Genomic DNA, 18,656 nt, shown 5'->3' on the forward strand with positions numbered 1-18,656 from the left:
GTCTTTTGGGACTTTTTTATTTTTTCACATTTTAATTCCTCTGTCAACTTTTTTAAGAAACTTCTCATTTGTGATTTTTTCCAATCTTAGCAATAAGATAAATCGAATAAATTTACTAATTTTTGATATTAAAAAAAACTCTAAAACAGCCCAAAATTCACTGTCTTAGAGTTTTTAATCAATAAAACCGTACCGTTTCACAAAAACGGTACGGTTTTAAGCCCCTTGGTTTTAATACTTTTTTTACTTATTCAAATCCGGGAAAAGTTCATCAAATGACTTTTCATCTGAATTCAACGCGTTAATGTCACGAACATGACCCGTTTTTCTCGCGATTACACGTACAATCATCGGAACAACAACCGCCGCTACCGCGATGCAGAACGGAATCAGCTGACCTTCGCCGAATGCCATCATAACCAGGCACGCAAGCTGTACAACGATAGAAAATACCGGCAGCCAGGTCTGTCCTTTTCTTACCCGCGCTTTCAGGCATGTTTCCGGATCATAGCCTCTCGCTTTCAGTCTCTTTCTGAATACCAGCTGCGCTCCGCAAATGCCGACCCATGCCAGTGTTCCAGTAAATCCGGACAGGGACAGCAGGTTTTCATACAGAGAAGTCAACGCTCCGGAAAGCTGAGAAATCAGACCGATAATCAGTACAACCCACATAAACGCCAGCGTGAACAGAACCGCGTTTCTCGGATTCGAGCTTTTATTCAGTTTTCCGAGGAATTTCGGCGCCAGACCTTCAATAGACAGCCCGAACATACATCTTACTGTACCATAGAATCCGGTGTTCGCACAGCTGAACGCCGCAATCAGCACAACCGCCGACATGATCAGTCCGAAAATCCCCATATCGTAACGGTTCATGATATCCGCGAAGATCGGATTATCTTCTGTTCCCTGATTCCATGGATAAACCAGGATAACCAGCAGAATCGGCAGCATATACAGCAGCGCTACACGGTAGGTTACGCTCTTGCAGGCCTTTGGAACGGAATGTTCCGGATCCTGTGCTTCCGCCGCCGCCAGTCCTACAATCTCTGTACCCTGGAAAGTTACCAGTACAACGGTCATAGATGTAAACATTACCATAGGCCCTAACGGGAACAGTTCTTCTCCAAAGCTAGCCCCGCTGCCGAAGTTTACTTCTCCGCCCAGGAAGTGATCGCTTCCCCACAGGCCTACCCAGATACCGAATGCCAAAATAACAAATAAAATAATTACGCATACTTTTGTGATTGCAAGACCGGATTCAATCTTCGCAAACATGTCAACCGCGCACAGATTGATAATCGTAATGGCCGCAAGAGCACCCAGTGCGCATACCGCGAAGAACACACCGCTCTGGATTCCGGTCAGATACCGCAATACTGTGGCAACCGCTACCGCCTCGGAAGGAACATAGCATACCCAGTTAAACCAGAATGCCCAGCCCATTCCCGTGGACAATGTCTCACCCAGGAATTCATTGGTATAAGCTACAAAGGAACCTTTCCGTGGAAGATTTACCAACAACTCCGCATAAGCAATCATCAATCCATAAACAATAACGCCAACTACTGCAAACGCAATCAGAACCGCAGGTCCCATCGTTCCTACGCAAGTACCTACACCCAGGAAGTAGCAGGAACCGATTACACCGCCCAAACCAATAAAGGATACCTGCCAGCCTTTAATCCCTCGCTTTAGGTCTTGGGATTCGCCTGATGTTTTTACATTTTTTTCTTCTGACATATCTTTGCCTCCCTTTTTATACATATGCCCCATATGTATGATTTGTCCATCCCTTCCGCAGATAGAACCCTTCCAAGGGAAAAAGGTTTCTCTTTATTCTGTCAATTCAATGGACCATTCTATTTTTTCATATTTCTACAATAAAGTCAATAATTCTGAGGTTTTTCTCATTTTCAAACACAAATTTCTTATTTTTGAGATTTCACAAATTAAAAAAAATCAACAGGAAAAGAACTCCGGGAATCCCCAGGACTCCTGCTATTACTGCGGTTAACAGATTTAGCGGTAGAAAAATTCCCCAGTATCCTCCCACAGCATTAACCAACAAAATCAGTACGCCTCCGATCAAACTGTTCAGCGCCAAACGTCCCGCCCACTTCAAGGGCACAATCAAAAGTTTTCCTAATATGTAAATAAGAAACAGACCCGCGGCATACGCGGCAAAAATTCCAACTTCCAAACCAAAACTCATAAATCTCCCTCCCCCTAACAGCTTATGCGCCGGGCCGCGTTGAGATGCAAAAAAGCAGCCTGCCTTTCATGACTTGACTGCTTTTTATTTCTCATTCCACTATAATTCTCTGCGGCCTTCCATTGCCTTCAACAGCGTAACTTCATCCGCGTATTCCAGATCGCCTCCCACCGGAATTCCATGCGCGATTCTGGAGACTCTGATTCCGGAAGGTTTAATCAATCTGGCAATATACATCGCTGTAGCTTCCCCTTCTATATTTGGATTTGTTGCCAGAATCAACTCCCGCACATCCTCATTCTGCAGCCTTACAATAAGCTGCTTTAGATTAATATCTTCCGGACCGATCCCTTCCATGGGAGAAATCGCTCCGTGGAGAACATGATAAAGTCCGTTGTACTCCTTAATTTTTTCCATGGCCACTACATCTTTTGGCGTCTCCACTACGCAGATTACGCTTCTGTCTCTCGAAGGGTCCGAACAAATGACACAAGGATCCGTATCCGTAAGATTTCCACAAACCGAACAGTATGTCATCTTCTGTTTTGCTTCAATGATAGAATCCGCCAGAGCGCGCGCTTCCTTCTCCTCCATGGAAAGAATATGAAACGCCAGCCGCTGAGCGGTCTTTCCACCGATCCCCGGAAGCCTGGAAAGCTCGTTAATCAGCCTCGCCAGCGGTTTCGCATAATACTTCATCGTTTACAGCCCCGGAATTCCCAGACTTCCCGTCAGTTTGCTCATTTCATTCTGAGAAATCTCTTCCATCTGTCGGAGCGCCTCGTTAGCCGCTACCATCAGAAGATCCTGCAGCATTTCAATGTCATCCGGATCTACCACTTCCGGCTGGATTTCGATGCTTTTGATCTCTTTCTTTCCGGTTACCGTAACGGTCACCGCGCCGCCACCGGAAGTCGCGGTCGTTTCCATCGCGTCGATTTCTTTCTGCAGCTCATCCATTTTTCTCTGCATTTGCTGCATCTGCTGCATCTGTTTCTGCATATTTCCCATACCGCCGGCTTTTGGTTTCTTGCCGGCTCTCATGCCTTTTCCCATTGTTTCCTCCTATTCAATCTCAATATTCAGTCCAAGTTTCTGTCCCGCTGTACGCGCAATTTTTTCTGTATCAATCCTATTTTCGTTTTTGGCGCTTCCTTCCAGGCTGCATTGAAGAGCCCTGCGTTTTCCCGTATGTTTTTCCATCAAATCTTCCAGAGTTCTTCGATTGCTCTCTACATAATCGGCAACCGCGGCATTCGACGCGGTTACAGAGAAAAAATCATCTCCGACTGCGGTCAGTATCGTTCCGCTCCGAATCAGATTAAAGCTGCCTCTTGAAGCTTCCGCCTCTTCAAAAATCGCATGCCAGAGAGCGTCACAGTCAAAGGAATCCCGCTGCGGTTTCCCCGGTTCGTCTCCTTCCGGCCCGCGTATTTCCGCCGCCGGCGCTTTTGGCGCTTCTCTCATCTGCGTTCCAGTTTGCGCCGCCTGCACAGATTCTCTTCTCACCTGTGTCGCTACCTGCTGCTGTATTCCGGAATCTATCAAACCGGTCGCCATTTTAACAATACACAGCTCCAAAAGGATCCTCGGCTGCGTAGACCATTTGGCCTCCGCCATAGTTCTGGAGATTTCGATAATCCCGTGGTTGATATCCGCCAGATCAAGGCTGTCGCTTTGTCTGCGGATTCGTTCCACATTTTCTGGAGACAAATTCAGCATGTCTTCCGGTTTTTTGATAAACTTCGTAATCAGCAGATTCCTGTAATGGGCCAGCCAGTCTTTCATAAACTGGCGGACATCTTTGCCGTCCGCCAAAATTTGCTCCAACAGAAGGAGCGCTTCCGAAGGCTGGCGCAGAAGCACCTTCTCAGTCAGCTCCAGGAACACTTCTTCACCGGCAGTTCCCAGGAATTCCAAAACATCTTCCCTTTCCACATGTTTTTGTCCGCCGGAAATGCACTGATCCAAAATACTGAGCCCGTCCCTTACGGAACCGTCCGCATTGGCGGCTATCAAGCGGAGCGCTCCCCGCGAAACTTCAATTCCCTTCTGTTCACAAATCTTCGCCATTCCTTCGGCAAGAATCTCTTCCGGCACGCGCTTAAAGTCCAGCCTCATGCACCGTGAAAGGATCGTAGCCGGAAGCTTTTGCGGTTCGGTGGTCGCAAGAATAAACATAACATTTTCCGGAGGCTCCTCCAGCGTTTTCAAAAGCGCATTGAACGCACCTGTGGAAAGCATATGCACCTCATCCACAATATAAACTTTCTTTCTGCCTACCGCAGGCGGATATTTTACGCTTTCCCGCAGTTCCCGGATATTTTCCACTCCGTTGTTGGAAGCCGCGTCAATTTCAATCACATCCATAAAGGTACCTTCCTTTATAGACCGACAGTTGGCGCAAACACCACAGGGCCGCTCTCCCTCTGAGGTACAGTTGACTCCCTTTGCCAGGATTCTGGCAGTTGTGGTTTTTCCGGTTCCTCTTGTTCCGCAAAAGAGATAAGCATGGCTTACGGAATCAGTCGCAAGCTGATTTTTCAAGATTTTCGTGATATGATTCTGTCCGAGAATCTCATCAAAAACTTCCGGGCGGTAAGCCCGGTAAAGCGCCGTATACATTACAATCCCTCTCCCTGACTATAAAAATAAATTGCCCTTTGAAAGCTCCGCAAGGCGCTAGCAAAGGCTTTTCTGCGGCACATAAGAACTTCCGCTTATTGCTGCTTCCTTCCGGACCTGACAAGGTTCACAGAGTCTTATTGCGCAGGACCCCAACCATACCAGACGGAGCTTTCAAAAGGCAATTTCATGCTTTTCTATTATATTGGTTTTCTCAGGCTTCGTCAAGACCCAGTTTTCAGCCTTTGCGCCAGACAGACCCGGCGCCGCTTTAAAACGCGCCATAGGTTCCCCCTTGCCGGGCGCCGCGGCGCGCGAACAAATCATGGAAAATTCGATTGAAGAGTCGGCCTGCGCAAACAAATCGCAAAACCAAAGAAAAAAGCTGCGTTTTTTCGCTTCTTTTTCGCAAAGCTTTCCGAAATACACGCCATTCCTGTTGAAATCCGCAATCTTGCAGCTTCATTCTGAAAAATGTTTGCGGTACGCGCAATCCCTTACCTCTATTCAGGCTAATGTTGGCGCTCTCCCCCGCCCTCAGAGAGAACAAAAAAACAGAGCCGTTTTCTGCTTTTTTACAGACTTCTCCGCGTCAAGCAAGGGAAACGGCTCTGTTTTTTCAATTCTATTCGTATGTGCTTTCTCGGATTTTAATCATCCCAATCGTCGTCCCAGTCATCTCTGTCGTCTCTGTCATCACGGTCGTCTCTATCGTCCCAGTAATCATCATCACGATCGATATCCCTCTTCAGGATCTTTCCACCCTTTACCTTGATATCATATTTGTACTCGTATCCGCGGGATTTAAAATCCACCTCCCAGATCAGTACACCGTCATCTCTGTCTTTATCAATGTCCAGGTCATAGAAGGAAGTCGCTCCGGTACGCTTTTTCGCGTCAGCGTACGCGATATTCTTCGCCTTTGTTCTGGAAATGTTTGTAACCTTTTTCTTTACCGTTTTTTTAATTCTTACTTTCCCTTTAACGTTCCCAAATCTGCGGTCACGGGCATCTTCATCTCTGACGCCTTTAATCGTAAAGCGGTAGGTCTTCCCTTTCTTAAACTTTTTAATGCGGAAACGAAGCTCGTCATCATCTTTTTTATAAACAGAAACTTTATACCGTTTACCCGATGTGTCTCTTACAATCACCTTTGTCCGTCTGTTTTTGTAATCCACATCATCATCAAACTCAACTTCCACTTTACCGTTTCCGAGATATTTCACTCTTTCTTTATGCGGTGCCGCCGCAAAGGACGGAACTGCGATCAGGCTCAGGGCCATTGCCAGGATGATTACGACCGCGACCGGCAGTCTCAGCATTCTCATTCTGTTTTCCATGTTATTCCTCCACTTCTTCATAAGCAATTTCGATTATGGCTTTATGATACGGGAGAAAAATTAAAGAAAAATTAAAGATTTAATTTTTTCTTAGTGCCCCACTACTTTATACAACTCATCGCTGGCAGGCGGAGCGATTTCCATGGATTCTCCGTCAATTTCCATACGTATCCCCTCGGAAGCCTCTTTTATAACGCCGATGCAGGAAAGCTTTACCCCCGCTTTTTCCATAGCCGCTTCCATTTCCTCCTTTTTATCGGGAGGCGTCATGATAATCATACATCCGCTGGAAATCAGGCGCAGATAATCGATATCAAAATAATCGCAGATTTTTTTTGTCACCGGTTTCAGCGGTATCTGATCCACCTGGAGACAGGCTCCGGTTCCCGCCACCTGACACATTTCCCACACCGCGCCGAGAACGCCGCCTTCCGTTACATCATGCATTCCGTGGGTTCCGACTTTTCCTGCCGCCACCCCCTCTTTCACAACGCTCACCTGATTCAGGAGACCTTTGGCTTCTTCTATTTCTTCCCGGGTCAGGATTTCCCGAAGCTGCTCTTCAAAATCGCAGGCAATTACGCCCGACCCCTCAAGGCCCGCGTATTTCGTCATCATGATGTAATCTCCGGGCTTCATGTTTTCCGTATGCTGAGACGCCCACTTCTCGCCGCGGCCGACGGCGGTGGAAACGATGACCGGCTTGGTGACTGCCGGTGTAATCTCCGTATGTCCGCCGATGATCTCAACTCCCAGTTCCTCGGAAGCCTCCCCCGCTTGGCGCATCATTTCTTCAATTTCCTCTTCCGTCGTACCTTCCGGAAGCATGACAGCCAGCATAATTCCAAGAGGCTGAATCCCGTTGGAAGCAATATCATTACAGGAAATGTGGATGGAAAGCCTGCCGATCTCACTGATCGCCGCCGTAATGGGATCGGTTGACATGATGCACTCATAGGATCCGAAATCCACAACCGCGCAGTCCTCGCCGATCCCCGGACGTGTCAGAACCTCCGGCCGTCTGAATTTAATGTTGTTGAATACAATTTTTTCCAGCAGATCGCTGTCCAGTTTTCCTGTTTTAAGCATTTGTTTCATCTCCTGACTTCAGTAGTTCTAAAAATTCTTCTTCGGTAATAATGGGGACTCCCAGTTCCTTGGCTTTTTTGTTTTTTGAGGAAGCCGACGCCGCGTCGTTGTTAATCAGATAATCGGTCTTTTTGCTGACCGAACCCGCGGCTTTTCCGCCTTCCGCCTCGATTGCCGCTTTCAGAGCCTCCCTGTTCTCATAGTGGTTCAGAGAACCGGTAATTACGAAGGTCTTTCCTTCAAGCCTCCGCTCGCCCGTCTCCTCAAAGCTTTCGTCCAGCTCAAGCTGCCGCAGCAGATCCCGGACAATCCGACGGTTCTTTTCCTCCGCGAAAAAAGCGGCGAATCCGGCAGCCATGACCTCGCCAATCCCATCAATTTTTACCAGTTCTTCTTCCGACGCGTTCTCAATGGCAGCCCACTGATTCTTGTACGCTCTGGCGATCACCTTCGCGTTTGCCGCCCCGATTCCCGGAATTCCCAAGCTGTAGAGTAGTCTGGCGGGCGTTGTCTTTTTCGCCCGCTGCAGCGCGTTCATCAGATTTTCAAAAGATTTCTGCCCGAATCCTTCCATAGTCGTGATTTCATTGCGGTACTGTTTCAAACGGAACAGGTCCGCCAGTTCCCGGATATACCCTCTTGCCACGAATTTTTCCAGCGTGGCTTCCGACAGACCGTCGATATTCATGGCGTTCCTGCTGACAAAATGGGTCAGGGATTTAATCTGTTTTGCCAGACAGTCCGGGTTGGTGCAGTACAGCACTTCTACATCCGTATCCTTTTTAATAACGGCTTTCTGTCCGCAGACAGGGCAGGTTTCTGGGATTTCCAGGCTGCCGCTTCTGGTGAGATTTTCAGCAATCTGCGGAATGATCATATTGGCCTTGTATACCCGTATCCGGTCGCCGATTCCCAGCTCCAGTTCCTTTAAGATGCTGACGTTATGAACAGACGCGCGGCTTACGGTCGTGCCTTCCAGCTGAACCGGTTCAAAAATGGCAACCGGATTGATCAGCCCGGTTCTTGACGCGCTCCATTCGATTTCCGTCAAGGTCGTGTCTTTCGTCTCATCCTGCCACTTAAAAGCGATGGAGTCCCGTGGAAACTTGGATGTAGATCCCAGAGAGGTTCCGTAGGCGATGTCGTCAAAAATCAGCACCAGTCCGTCGGAAGGCACGTCGTTTATCTCCACATGCTCGGCAAACCATTCGATCTGCTGCCGCAGATTCTCCCGATCCACAAGGCGGTGCTCCACAACTTCAAATCCCTGTCCGGACAGCCAGTCAAACTGCTGGGATCTGGTCCTCATTTCCAGTCCCTGGGCGCTGACCAGGGCAAAGGCGTAAAAGCGTACACAACGCTTTGCTGTGATCCGGTTATCCAGCTGCCGCACGCTGCCGCTGCAAAGGTTCCGTGGGTTTTTATATCTGGCGTCCACATCGTCGATGGTCTCGTTGATGGTTTCAAAGTCTGAGTAGCGAATACAGGCTTCTCCCCGCAGGATAAGCTCTCCCTGGAAGGGGATGGTAAGCGGGATGTTCTGAAACACCCTGGCGTTAGGCGTAACCACTTCCCCCACTTCGCCGTCTCCCCGGGTAACCGCTTTATACAGCGTCCCGTCCCGGTAAGTGAGTACAATGGTCAGACCGTCGATTTTCCAGGAAAGCACGCCTTTCTGCTCCCCCAGCCAACGTACCATCTCCTCCGGCTCTTTTGTTTTGTCCAGGGACAGCATGGGAGACGGATGCCGTTCCTTGGGCAGATCGCTCTGCACCTCATATCCAACGTTGACCGTCGGACTTGACGCCAGGACGATCCCGGTCTCCTTCTCCAGCTTTACCAATTCATCGTAGAGCCGGTCATATTCAAAATTGCTCATCATCTCCCGGCTTTCCTGATAGTACGCTCTGGAAGCCTCATTGAGAAGATCGACTTTTTCCTGAATTTCTTTCCGTTTATCTTCCATCTCTATTCCTTTCCCTCTTCCGGTATGTACCGGGAAAGAGGCGCGATGCCTGCCGCCAGTTTTTTCAGCGAACCGTCCCGGAAGGACACCTGAATGATTTTCCCGTCTGTCTTTTCGACGACGCCCCTGCCGAACTTGGGATGCACCACTTCCTCTCCGGGCTGAAACGCTTCCGCCCCAGTCTCCCTTCTCTCTTTTACCTGCCGCTTGACATATTTCAGCTGTTCAAAAGGATTCGCCGGTTTTGCCCCTCTGTATCCGTCCAGGGATATCGGAGTCCTGGAATCTTTCTTTTTCTCAAATACAGCGTCCCCGTCCAGCAGTTTTTTATCCATTTCCCGCAGGAACTGGGACTCTCTGGTAAAGTCGGTCTTTCCATAAAGGGTTCGCATGCTGGCGCTTGTCAGCCAGAGACGTTCCTTGGCCCGGGTCATTCCCACGTAGCACAGCCGGCGCTCCTCTTCCAGTCCGTCTTCCCGGTCAAACGCTCTCCATCCCGGAAACAGTCCGTCCTCCATGCCCGGCAGGAACACGAAAGGAAATTCCAGGCCTTTGGCGCTGTGCATGGTCATCAGAACCACCGCGTTTTCGTTTTCATCGTGGTTATCCACTTCCGACAAAAGGGCGATTCGTTCCATAAAGTCCGAAAGCGACAGCTGGCCGTCGTCCTTTTCATAGTTGTAAATAACCGACTTGAATTCCATAAGGTTTTCAATACGCCCCTCTGCCTCCAGGGTGTTCTGGTCTTCCAGAGCCTTCAGATATCCGGTCTGCACCAGCAGGCCGTCGTAAATATCCGACACCCTGAGATTTTCCTGCTCCCGGCTGTATTCCTGTATCGTCTCCACCATCTGCCGGAGGCCCGCGGCCGCTTTTGCGGACAGACTGCCCACCACCTCTTCATCGGTCAGCGTCTGAAACAGACTTTCGCCCCGCACGCCTGCCAGCGCCTGCAGCTTGTCCACAGTCTTTGCCCCTACTCCCCGCTTGGGCTCGTTAATAATCCGCAGCAGCGCCAAATCATCGGAAGGATTCTGCACCAGCCGCATATAGCTGACAATATCCTTGACCTCCTTGCGGTCGTAATACCGCAGTCCGCCCAGTACGCGGTAAGGGATGTCCCGCCTGGACAGTGCTTCCTCAAAGGTTCGGGACTGGGCGTTGGTACGGTAGAGAATGGCAAAATCACTGTACCTGCGGTCTTTTGTCTTCAGACGGTCAATTTCCTGCGCCACATAGCGGGCTTCATCCCGCTCATCGTCCGCCCGGTAATAAGTAATCTTACTGCCCGGCTCCTTCTCGGTCCAGAGTTTTTTATCCTTTCTCCCATAATTCTTCTCAATCACTGAATGGGCAGCTGCCAGAATATTTCCCGTAGAGCGGTAATTCTGTTCCAGCTTTATTATTTTCGCGTCCTTAAAGTCTTTTTCAAACTCTAAAATATTGCGGATATCCGCGCCTCTCCACTGGTAGATGCACTGATCGTCATCTCCCACCACACAGATATTGCCGTTTTTTTCCGCCAGCATTTTCACAAAGGTGTACTGGATAAAATTCGTATCCTGATACTCATCCACCATGATATATTCAAACCGCTGCTGATATTCCAGCAGCGCCGCCTCGTCCTTCTGAAAAACGCGCACCGTATTGAGCAGCAGATCGTCAAAATCCATGGCATTGTTTTTCTTCAGCAGTTTTTCGTAATCCCGGTATACCTGATGAACAATCTTTGTTTTCGGATCTTCGCCGTAGGCGCGAAGATAGTCGTCCGGACCCAGGGCCTTTTCTTTGCAGTCGCTGATTACGCTCAAAAAATAAGCCGGTGTATACCGCTTATCGTCCAGATTCAGTTCCTTTACGATCGACTTCATAGCCGCCTTCTGATCCGCCGGGTCGTACACGGCAAAATCCGTATCATAGCCCAGAAGTCCCGCGTGTTTTCTTAAAATCCGCAAACACGCGGAATGGAAGGTCAGAATCCACATGTTAATTCCGCTTCCGATCAGGGCTTCCACCCGCTCCCGCATTTCTCCCGCCGCCTTATTGGTAAAGGTCACCGCTAAAATCCGATAGGGGCTCACGCCCTTTTCCTTAATCAGATACGCGATCCGGTGGGTCATGGTACTCGTTTTTCCGCTTCCCGCGCCCGCTAAAATCAGGAGAGGCCCCTCTGTGTGCAGAGCTGCCTCTCTTTGCTGCGGATTCAAATGATCCAGATAGTTCATAGTTTCTCCTGTTACATAAAAATAAGTCTGTTCAGCAGAGTCATAAAAAACTCCACGCCCGGCGTCAGAATCAGATCCGTAATATCAAACAGAATCAGCGCCATCAGAATGAAAAATCCATTGTTGTAAATCGTATAATACAGATTGGTATGTTTAATATTGAAAATTTCGCTGATAATGGAAAATCCGTCCAGCGGCGGCACCGGAATCAGATTGAAGATCATCAGCACCAGATTGATGTAAATGACATAGTACAAAATGGTCCACAGAATATTCCCGAAATCGCCGGTCAGAAAATCCACGCCTGTCACCATAAAAAGCAGCTTTACAATCAGCGCGAACACCACTGCCACGATCAGATTCATCACCACCCCTGCCAGGGATACCAGCAGCTCATCCCGCCTGCGGTGTTTAAAATTATTGGGATTAATTTCCACCGGCTGCCCCCAGCCGAATCCCGCGAACAGCAGCGCCACAAAACCGATAGGGTCAATATGCGCTTTCGGATTCACCGTCACTCTCCCCTGAAATTTCGGCGTCGGATCCCCCAGCTTCCACGCCACCCAGCCGTGGGCGAATTCATGAAACGACAGGCCGATAACAACCCCCGGTATAATCAGGATGGTCTGAATGAACCATTCCGCCGGACTCGAATACCGTCTCAGCGAAGTAAACAGCATCAGCACCAGAAATATCAAAAATACAGGGTCAATTCTTCTTCTCAAATCCCTCATCCTTTCTTTCTTACGATTGTAACCCTTATTCTATCACATGTTGCGTTTTTTTTGAATACAATAATTAAGAAATGGGTCCCTGTGGACCGGAGAGGAGAATCTGATTGATGGCAAATCATTATATCTGTACCGATGTCTATACGGTACGGGCCGGCGACACCCTTTATTCCATTGCCCAGCGCTATCAGGTGGAAGTGGATCTGTTAATGCGGGCAAACCGGGTAAGAAACCCCTATAATCTGCGGATCGGCACAAAGCTCTGCATCCCCGGCCCTGCGGAGAACACTCCCGTTCCCCAGCCTCTGCCCGAGGTTGAGCCGGAAGAGTCGGAAGAGCCCCAGGGCGGTGTGCCCGCCGGCTGCAAAACAGTCCATACGGTAAAAATGGGCGATACCCTTTATATGATCGCGAAAATGCACCACATCAGCCTGGATGCTCTGATGCGGGCAAACCCCGATATTGATCCTTATAATCTACGGATTGGGACGAATCTCTGCATCCCAGAATAAGCAACTAAAGGGGATCGCAAGGCTACAGAATATCCGAAAGTAGCCTGGCGACCCCTTCCTTGCACCGAATCCAGAGAGAACGCTCCGCGTACAGTTCTCTTGTGAGTTCGTGGCAGGATTCCATATCCTTTTCAAAAATCGCCTCCAGCTTTCGCGCTTCCCGCGCGTCATAGATAATGGCATTCGCTTCGAAATTCAAAACAAAACTGCGCCTGTCAAAGTTGGCGGATCCCACGCTTGCCACTTCGCCGTCCACCATCAGAGTCTTCGCGTGCAGGAATCCGTTATTATAAATATACGCTCTGCCCCCCGACTGGATCAGCTCACCCACATAGGAATAGGTCGCCCAGTAAACAAAAATATGATCCGGCATACAGGGAATCATAATTCGGACGTCCACACCACTCTGGGCCGCCATTTTCAGCGATTCCAGAATACTTTCGTCCGGTACGAAGTAGGGTGTCTGCAGATAAACGTTTTTCCGCGCGGAAGTGATCATCTTCATATAGGCCCGCTTTACCGCCACCCGCTGGGAGTCGGGACCGCTGCTGACAATCTGCACTCCGCTCTTTCCCCCATCGATGACGTCGCTGTAAAATGCCTGGGAAAGGACAAGCTTTTCTTTTGAAGCGAACCGCCAGTCCAGAAGGAAGCGGGCGTTAATATCGTGGACACAGTTTCCGGTCACCCGCAAATGGGTATCTCTCCAGAAGCCGAACTTCTTTTTCATCCCCAGATACTCTCTAGCGATATTAAAGCCGCCGATATAGCCGATACTCCCGTCGATGACTGCCAGCTTTCTGTGATTGCGGTAATTAAAACGGACATTGATAAATTTCAGCTTTGGCGGGAAAAAGTAGGCCCGCTTCCCTCCCGCCCGGATAAAATCGCCCAGGACCCGGTCGTTAATCTGGCGGCTCCCCATCGCGTCCAGTAGCAAGCGAACCTCAACCCCCTCCCGCGCTTTCTGCGTCAGGGCCTGAAGGAATCTCCGCCCTACCGCGTCGTTTTTAATGATAAAATACATAATATTGATGGAGCTTTTGGCATTCTTAATATCCCGCATCAGGGAACGGAATTTATGTTTGCCTCCGGTCAAAATCGACACGCTGTTATTCTGCGTATAAAAGGATCCTCCGTACAGTCCGTTCAGATGAATCAGATCTTTCCACTCTTCCGCCTCCGGATTCACAAAAGAAAAGTTTCCGGATTTGATATCTTCCAGCTGGATACGCAGGCTTTCACTCAGCGCCCGCTCTTCGGAACTGGTCAGGCGGAAAATCTTTTTCCGCGCGATATTCTGGGAAAAAAGAAAATATAAAACAATTCCTGCTATGGGAAGCAGGAATAGAATCATAATCCAGGCCAGGGCGGCTGAAGGGTTCTTTCGTTCAAGAAAAATAATCGTAAACGCAATCAGCAGATTTACGATGAACAGTGTTGTTATAAATTCTGTAAAGTAAGGAATATCCCCCCACATCCCAAACCAGTCAACCATCATACACTCCTCTTGAGTCTGTTTTTTTCAGTATAGCATCTACAGGAGCATCCTGTCATTATTGATTTCAAATTTTTCAATGAGTTTTTCCACGGTCATGGCTTCCCGCTCCGTTCCCTGCAAATCCAGGGCAATCTTTCCGTCCATCATCAGAATCGTCCGGTTCCCATGCTCCAGAGCCGCCTTCATATTATGGGTAATCATCAACGTGCACATATCCTCCCCTTCCGAAAAGCGGTCGGTCAGTTCCAGCACTTTTCTCGCGGCCGCGGGGTCGAGCGCCGCCGTATGCTCATCCAGCAGCAAAAGCTTGGGATCCGCGATTACCGCCATAAACAGCGTCAGCGCCTGACGCTGCCCCCCCGAAAGAAGACGCGCCTTTTCCTTCATGCGATCCTCAAGCCCCATATCCAGCAGACGCAGCTTTTCCCGGAACAGTTCCCGGTCTTTTCTGCTGATTCCCCACTGGAGTCCCCGGCTTCTGTTTTTGTTATATGCGATGGACAGGTTTTCTTCGATGGTCATATCAAAGGCCGTCCCCTTCAGCGGATCCTGGAACACTCTGCCGATCTGTTTTGCCCGCTTGTGTTCCGGAAGCCTGGTAATATCCTGCCCGTCCAGAACAATGGTCCCTCCGTCCGCCGGATGAACGCCCGCGATGCAGTTCATCAGCGTGGACTTCCCTGCTCCGTTGCTGCCGATAATGGTTACAAAATCACCGGGCGCAAGAGATAGGTCCACATGATCCAGCGCGGTCTTCTCGTTGATCGTACCGGGGCTGAAAATTTTCGTAAGTCCTTTTATATCAAGCATTTCCCGCACCTCTTTTCTTTTTCCGCAGGGAGAAGCTTTCTCCCAACACGCCCAAAGAAAGGGCGATAATGACAATGATCGCGGAAACCAGCTTCATATCCGAAGCCTGCATGCCGAAGGTCAGCGCAATGGCTAAAATGATCCGGTAAACGATGGCCCCCAGCGCGACCGCGATCAGGCGCCGCAGCAGATTGCTGGTTCCGAAAATTACTTCTCCGATAATTACGGAAGCCAGACCGATGACCACCATGCCGGTTCCCATTCCGATATCCGAATAACCCTGATACTGTGCCAGCAGCCCGCCGGAAAGACCCACAAACCCGTTTGAAACGGAAAGTCCCAGAAGCTTCATATTGTCGCTGCTGATTCCGGAGGCCCGCACCATATCCTCGTTATCCCCCGTCGCCCGTAGCGCGAATCCGACGCGGGTTTTCAGGAAGAAAAAGAAAATCGCGATGATCAAAGCCAGCACAATGACGCCTACGATCATCGACGCCCATTCCGCCGGAAACACCTCGGCGGCTTTGGAATAAAGGGTGTCGCTGGTGGTCAGAGGCAGATTTGCTCTGCCTCCCATAATCCGCAGATTAATCGAATACACGCCCAGCATCACCAGGATTCCTGCCAGAAGAGGCTGTATTTTCAGTTTTGTATTTAGAAGCGCGGTAATGGCGCCCGCGCAGGCGCCGCCCGCGAAAGCCGCGGCCAGCCCGATTAACGGATTCACTCCCATGCTGCACAGCATCGCCGAAGCCGCGGCTCCCGTGACAATGCTCCCATCCACGGTCAGATCCGGCGTGTTCAGCGTACGGAAGGATAAAAACACCCCCAGCGCCAGAACCGCGTAGATCATTCCCAGTTCAACAGAACCTAAAATCGCATCTGCTGTTATCATCGCTTACTCTCCTAAATTTTCCGCGTCTTTCAGCACATCTTCCGGAATGGTGATTCCGATGGCCTCCGCGGTATTCTGATTCACATAAGCCTGCATATCATCCATCACCCGCACCGGCATGGAAGCAGGATCCGCGCTGCCCAGCACTTCCGCCGCCATTTTGGCGGTCTCCGCGCCCAGGCTCTCATAATTGATGCCGTAAGTCGCAAGACCTCCGTCCGCTACCATGGAATCCGCGCCTACATAAAACGGAATCTTGGCGTCGGTGAATACTTTTGACGCTACCGACATAGCGCTTGCCACCGTATTGTCAATGGGCGAGAATACCGCGTCGCATTTTCCCGCCAGGCTCTGGGCCGCCTGCTGAATTTCGCTGGAATTCGTAACCGCCGCTTCCTCTACTTTCAGACCGTTTTTCTTGGCGTACGCTTTCAGGTCGTCGATAACGGAGGCGGAGTTCACTTCGCTGGAATTATAGAGCGCCCCGATGGTCTTGATATCCGGCGTAATCTGGAGTGCCAGTTCCATAATCCGATCCGCGGAGACCAGATCCGAAGTTCCGGTAATGTTTCCTCCCGGAGCGTCAAAATCCTCTACAAGTCCCGCAGCTACCGGATCCGTTACTGCGGAGAAAATAATTGGAATATCCTTTGTCTCTCCATAAGCCACCTGCGCTGCCGGCGTAGAAATCGCGATAATGAGGTCGCTCTCGTCCGCTACAAAGTTTTGACAGATGGTTTTCAGATTCGCCTGTTCGTTCTGGGCGTTCTGATAATCGATGGTTACATTATCCCCATCGATGTAGCCTTCTTCCTCAAGCTGGCTGATAATGCTTTCCCGAATGGTATCCAGAGATGGATGCTCTACCAGCTGAACCAGTCCGATCTTAATGGTCGAGTCGCCGCTTTCTCCATCTCCGCCGGAACCGCATCCTGCCAGCAGCCCGGTCAGAGCCATTACAAGCGCCAGTAACATTGCCACACGTTTCATTTTCATTTTTTCTATCTCCTTTTCTGCTTTTTTCGGATGTCCTCTGTCAGAAGGAGTTCACAAAAAAACACTTATCCTCTTTACAAGGACAAGTGTCAACCTGCGGTACCACCTTGTTTGATGCTGCGCGCATCCTCTCTGCAGAGTGCCATCACACTCTTCGCCCGTTACGCCGGCTCCGCGTCTCCGCTACTTGGCGTTTTCCTTTGCCGTTCACTTCGCCCTCAGAGGCCCATTTGCTGAAACTGTCGTCTGTCCGGCTCTCACCACCCCGGATTCGCTGGGAAACCGTCCCTCAGCTTTACTCCCTCATCTTCGGTTTCGTATTTATATGCATTAATATTACCACTCTGCCAGGCGGCTTGTCAATCCTGTTTTTCAGATGGATTTCGCTTTAATGAAATAAATACGCCTGCTGTACATGCCGCCGCAAACAAAATAAAGGCTGTATGCATCGTCTCTGTCAGCAGTTCCGCTCCCGCGTCCTCCAGCGCCTTTTCCCCCATGTACAAGCGGACTACAACGGTAACCACAACCATACTTAAGGTATGTCCCACAGATCGCATAGTCGCCAAAATGGAGGACGCCACCCCATAATCCTTTTCCTCTACGCAGGACATCACCGCATTGGTGTTGGGAGAGGAAAAAAAGGCGAATCCAATGCCGGTGATCACCAGCGCCGCAAAGGTGAAAAACAGAGAAGTCGTTTCACCGATTCCGGCAAAAAGAAACAATCCCCCGGCACACAGCGCCATTCCGATTGAAGACAGCCAAAATGGAGAAAAGCGATCGGAAATCCTGCCCGCGAGAGGTGACAGCAGCGCCATCAGCGCCGGCTGCACAATCAGAATAAATCCTGCTGTCTGGGAACTGTACCCTTTCACTGCCTGCAAATAAATGGACAGCAGATAGCTGATGGCAAACGTCGCCCCATAATTCAAAAGCGCCGCCGCGTTGGCGCAGGCATAGGCCGGATTCTTGCGGAACATCCGAACCTGTATTACAGGATATTCCGTATGCAGCTGACGGTACACGAACAGGACGCCGATCCCGATCCCCACGCCGGTCACCAGAAAAGGAAGCGGCCCCCGATCCAGTTCGGAAAGGCCGTACATCGTCAGAGTAATCATCGCCACATACAGCAGGTTTCCCCAGATATCCCGCGGCTGCCGGCGGGAAGTGTTCTTTTTATCTGCGGGCAGCCGTAGCCAGGCAAGAAATAGAGCAACGGCTCCAATCAGGGCCGTCAGTACAAAAATCGAGCGCCATCCCAGATGATAGTTGAGAAGCCCTCCGAGAACCGGCCCTGCTGAAAGCCCTGTATAGGTCGCCGCAATGGAATAGCCCAGTATTTTCCCCCGTTCTTCTCCGGAAAAGGCGCCGATCAGCACCGGAATATTCGTACTGAAGATCATGGCGCCTCCGACCCCTTGTACAACCCGCAGCGCAATCAGCATCCAAAGGGAAACTCCGAATGCGGCAGCCCCGGAGCTGGCGCTGAAAATCAGAATCCCCACAGTTAGAATCCGTTTTCTTCCGGCCCCGTCCGCAAGTTTTCCAAAGGGAACCGATAAAGCCGCTACGGTCAGCATATAGGCAGTTACCAGCCATCCGACAGCCCCCGCGCTGACTCCGAAATACCGTCCTAAATCCGGAATCGACAGGTTCAGAGCGCTGCCGGTAAAGGTTGTCACAAAAGCGGTTATCACCACTACCAAAATCGTTGTTTTCTGCTCTCGTTTGTTTTTCATAAGGTT

The 18,656-nt window shown here is 50.0% G+C and carries 16 protein-coding genes and 1 other RNA gene; 1 reads left to right on the forward strand and 16 read right to left on the reverse strand.

Annotated features, from left to right (window positions below):
• Nucleotides 1-243 precede the first annotated feature (243 nt).
• The 11 genes from H9L42_RS03020 to H9L42_RS03070 form a co-directional block, all read right to left on the reverse strand.
• Complete coding sequence (locus H9L42_RS03020; RefSeq protein ID WP_187301975.1) at nt 244-1,743, reverse strand: amino acid permease; 1,500 nt, start codon at nt 1,741-1,743, stop codon at nt 244-246.
• Nucleotides 1,744-1,945: 202 nt separating this feature from the next.
• Nucleotides 1,946-2,215, reverse strand: coding sequence for a pro-sigmaK processing inhibitor BofA family protein (locus H9L42_RS03025; protein WP_187301976.1), 270 nt, complete (start codon nt 2,213-2,215; stop codon nt 1,946-1,948).
• Nucleotides 2,216-2,314: 99 nt separating this feature from the next.
• Nucleotides 2,315-2,914, reverse strand: a complete 600-nt coding sequence (gene recR / locus H9L42_RS03030; protein ID WP_187301977.1) for a recombination mediator RecR — start codon at nt 2,912-2,914, stop codon at nt 2,315-2,317.
• A 3-nt stretch (nt 2,915-2,917) separates the two neighbouring features.
• Entirely contained in the window at nt 2,918-3,271 is a 354-nt protein-coding gene (locus tag H9L42_RS03035; RefSeq protein ID WP_207734910.1) for a YbaB/EbfC family nucleoid-associated protein, read from the reverse strand.
• 9 nt (nt 3,272-3,280) lie between these two features.
• Nucleotides 3,281-4,840 (reverse strand): DNA polymerase III subunit gamma/tau, encoded by a 1,560-nt coding sequence (gene dnaX, locus H9L42_RS03040; RefSeq protein WP_187301978.1) that lies wholly within the window; start codon nt 4,838-4,840, stop codon nt 3,281-3,283.
• A gap of 12 nt (nt 4,841-4,852) precedes the next feature.
• An RNA gene (gene ffs, locus H9L42_RS03045) (signal recognition particle sRNA large type) lies at nt 4,853-5,070 on the reverse strand.
• Nucleotides 5,071-5,490: 420 nt separating this feature from the next.
• A complete protein-coding gene (locus H9L42_RS03050) occupies nt 5,491-6,180 on the reverse strand; it encodes an Ig-like domain-containing protein (protein WP_187301979.1) in 690 nt (229 codons plus the stop codon).
• A 90-nt stretch (nt 6,181-6,270) separates the two neighbouring features.
• Complete coding sequence (locus tag H9L42_RS03055; protein WP_187301980.1) at nt 6,271-7,269, reverse strand: AIR synthase family protein; 999 nt, start codon at nt 7,267-7,269, stop codon at nt 6,271-6,273.
• Nucleotides 7,262-9,235, reverse strand: a complete 1,974-nt coding sequence (gene ligA, locus H9L42_RS03060) for an NAD-dependent DNA ligase LigA (protein ID WP_187301981.1) — start codon at nt 9,233-9,235, stop codon at nt 7,262-7,264. The genes H9L42_RS03055 and ligA overlap by 8 nt, the downstream gene beginning before the upstream one ends.
• Nucleotides 9,236-9,237: 2 nt before the next feature.
• Entirely contained in the window at nt 9,238-11,460 is a 2,223-nt protein-coding gene (locus H9L42_RS03065; RefSeq protein ID WP_187301982.1) for an ATP-dependent helicase, read from the reverse strand.
• 11 nt (nt 11,461-11,471) lie between these two features.
• Complete coding sequence (locus H9L42_RS03070) at nt 11,472-12,185, reverse strand: site-2 protease family protein (RefSeq protein ID WP_187301983.1); 714 nt, start codon at nt 12,183-12,185, stop codon at nt 11,472-11,474.
• Nucleotides 12,186-12,301: 116 nt separating this feature from the next.
• Here H9L42_RS03070 and H9L42_RS03075 point away from each other — a divergent pair, with 116 nt between their 5' ends.
• A complete protein-coding gene (locus tag H9L42_RS03075; protein ID WP_187301984.1) occupies nt 12,302-12,703 on the forward strand; it encodes a LysM peptidoglycan-binding domain-containing protein in 402 nt (133 codons plus the stop codon).
• A 22-nt stretch (nt 12,704-12,725) separates the two neighbouring features.
• On the opposite strand, the gene cls is transcribed toward H9L42_RS03075, so the two are convergent.
• The 5 genes from cls to H9L42_RS03100 form a co-directional block, all read right to left on the reverse strand.
• The gene (gene cls / locus H9L42_RS03080; protein WP_243235632.1) at nt 12,726-14,204 is read right to left on the reverse strand and encodes a cardiolipin synthase; all 1,479 of its coding nucleotides are present in this window, start codon (nt 14,202-14,204) and stop codon (nt 12,726-12,728) included.
• Nucleotides 14,205-14,240: 36 nt separating this feature from the next.
• On the reverse strand, nt 14,241-15,014 hold the full coding sequence (locus H9L42_RS03085; protein WP_187301985.1) for an ABC transporter ATP-binding protein: 774 nt from the start codon (nt 15,012-15,014) through the stop codon (nt 14,241-14,243).
• A complete protein-coding gene (locus H9L42_RS03090; protein ID WP_207734911.1) occupies nt 15,007-15,909 on the reverse strand; it encodes an ABC transporter permease in 903 nt (300 codons plus the stop codon). The genes H9L42_RS03085 and H9L42_RS03090 overlap by 8 nt, the downstream gene beginning before the upstream one ends.
• Nucleotides 15,910-15,912: 3 nt before the next feature.
• Nucleotides 15,913-16,905, reverse strand: coding sequence for an ABC transporter substrate-binding protein (locus H9L42_RS03095; RefSeq protein WP_187301986.1), 993 nt, complete (start codon nt 16,903-16,905; stop codon nt 15,913-15,915).
• Between the two features lie 359 nt (nt 16,906-17,264).
• Nucleotides 17,265-18,650, reverse strand: coding sequence for an MFS transporter (locus H9L42_RS03100; RefSeq protein ID WP_187301987.1), 1,386 nt, complete (start codon nt 18,648-18,650; stop codon nt 17,265-17,267).
• Nucleotides 18,651-18,656: the final 6 nt, after the last annotated feature.

The organism is Zhenpiania hominis (assembly GCF_014333425.1).
GTDB classification, from domain to species: domain Bacteria; phylum Bacillota; class Clostridia; order Peptostreptococcales; family Anaerovoracaceae; genus Hominibacterium; species Hominibacterium hominis.

Excerpts from the sequence above, each read along its gene's own strand:
- H9L42_RS03065 (WP_187301982.1), bottom strand. The coding sequence starts at position 11,460 with ATGAACTATCTGGATCATTTGAATCCGCAGCAAAGAGAGGCAGCTCTG.
- H9L42_RS03095 (WP_187301986.1), bottom strand. The coding sequence starts at position 16,905 with ATGAAAATGAAACGTGTGGCAATGTTACTGGCGCTTGTAATGGCTCTG.
- H9L42_RS03075 (WP_187301984.1), top strand. The coding sequence starts at position 12,302 with ATGGCAAATCATTATATCTGTACCGATGTCTATACGGTACGGGCCGGC.
- dnaX (WP_187301978.1), bottom strand. The coding sequence starts at position 4,840 with ATGTATACGGCGCTTTACCGGGCTTACCGCCCGGAAGTTTTTGATGAG.
- H9L42_RS03025 (WP_187301976.1), bottom strand. The coding sequence starts at position 2,215 with ATGAGTTTTGGTTTGGAAGTTGGAATTTTTGCCGCGTATGCCGCGGGT.
- H9L42_RS03050 (WP_187301979.1), bottom strand. The coding sequence starts at position 6,180 with ATGGAAAACAGAATGAGAATGCTGAGACTGCCGGTCGCGGTCGTAATC.
- recR (WP_187301977.1), bottom strand. The coding sequence starts at position 2,914 with ATGAAGTATTATGCGAAACCGCTGGCGAGGCTGATTAACGAGCTTTCC.
- H9L42_RS03090 (WP_207734911.1), bottom strand. The coding sequence starts at position 15,909 with ATGATAACAGCAGATGCGATTTTAGGTTCTGTTGAACTGGGAATGATC.
- H9L42_RS03085 (WP_187301985.1), bottom strand. The coding sequence starts at position 15,014 with ATGCTTGATATAAAAGGACTTACGAAAATTTTCAGCCCCGGTACGATC.
- H9L42_RS03100 (WP_187301987.1), bottom strand. The coding sequence starts at position 18,650 with ATGAAAAACAAACGAGAGCAGAAAACAACGATTTTGGTAGTGGTGATA.
- H9L42_RS03035 (WP_207734910.1), bottom strand. The coding sequence starts at position 3,271 with ATGGGAAAAGGCATGAGAGCCGGCAAGAAACCAAAAGCCGGCGGTATG.
- H9L42_RS03055 (WP_187301980.1), bottom strand. The coding sequence starts at position 7,269 with ATGCTTAAAACAGGAAAACTGGACAGCGATCTGCTGGAAAAAATTGTA.
- ligA (WP_187301981.1), bottom strand. The coding sequence starts at position 9,235 with ATGGAAGATAAACGGAAAGAAATTCAGGAAAAAGTCGATCTTCTCAAT.
- H9L42_RS03020 (WP_187301975.1), bottom strand. The coding sequence starts at position 1,743 with ATGTCAGAAGAAAAAAATGTAAAAACATCAGGCGAATCCCAAGACCTA.
- cls (WP_243235632.1), bottom strand. The coding sequence starts at position 14,204 with ATGATGGTTGACTGGTTTGGGATGTGGGGGGATATTCCTTACTTTACA.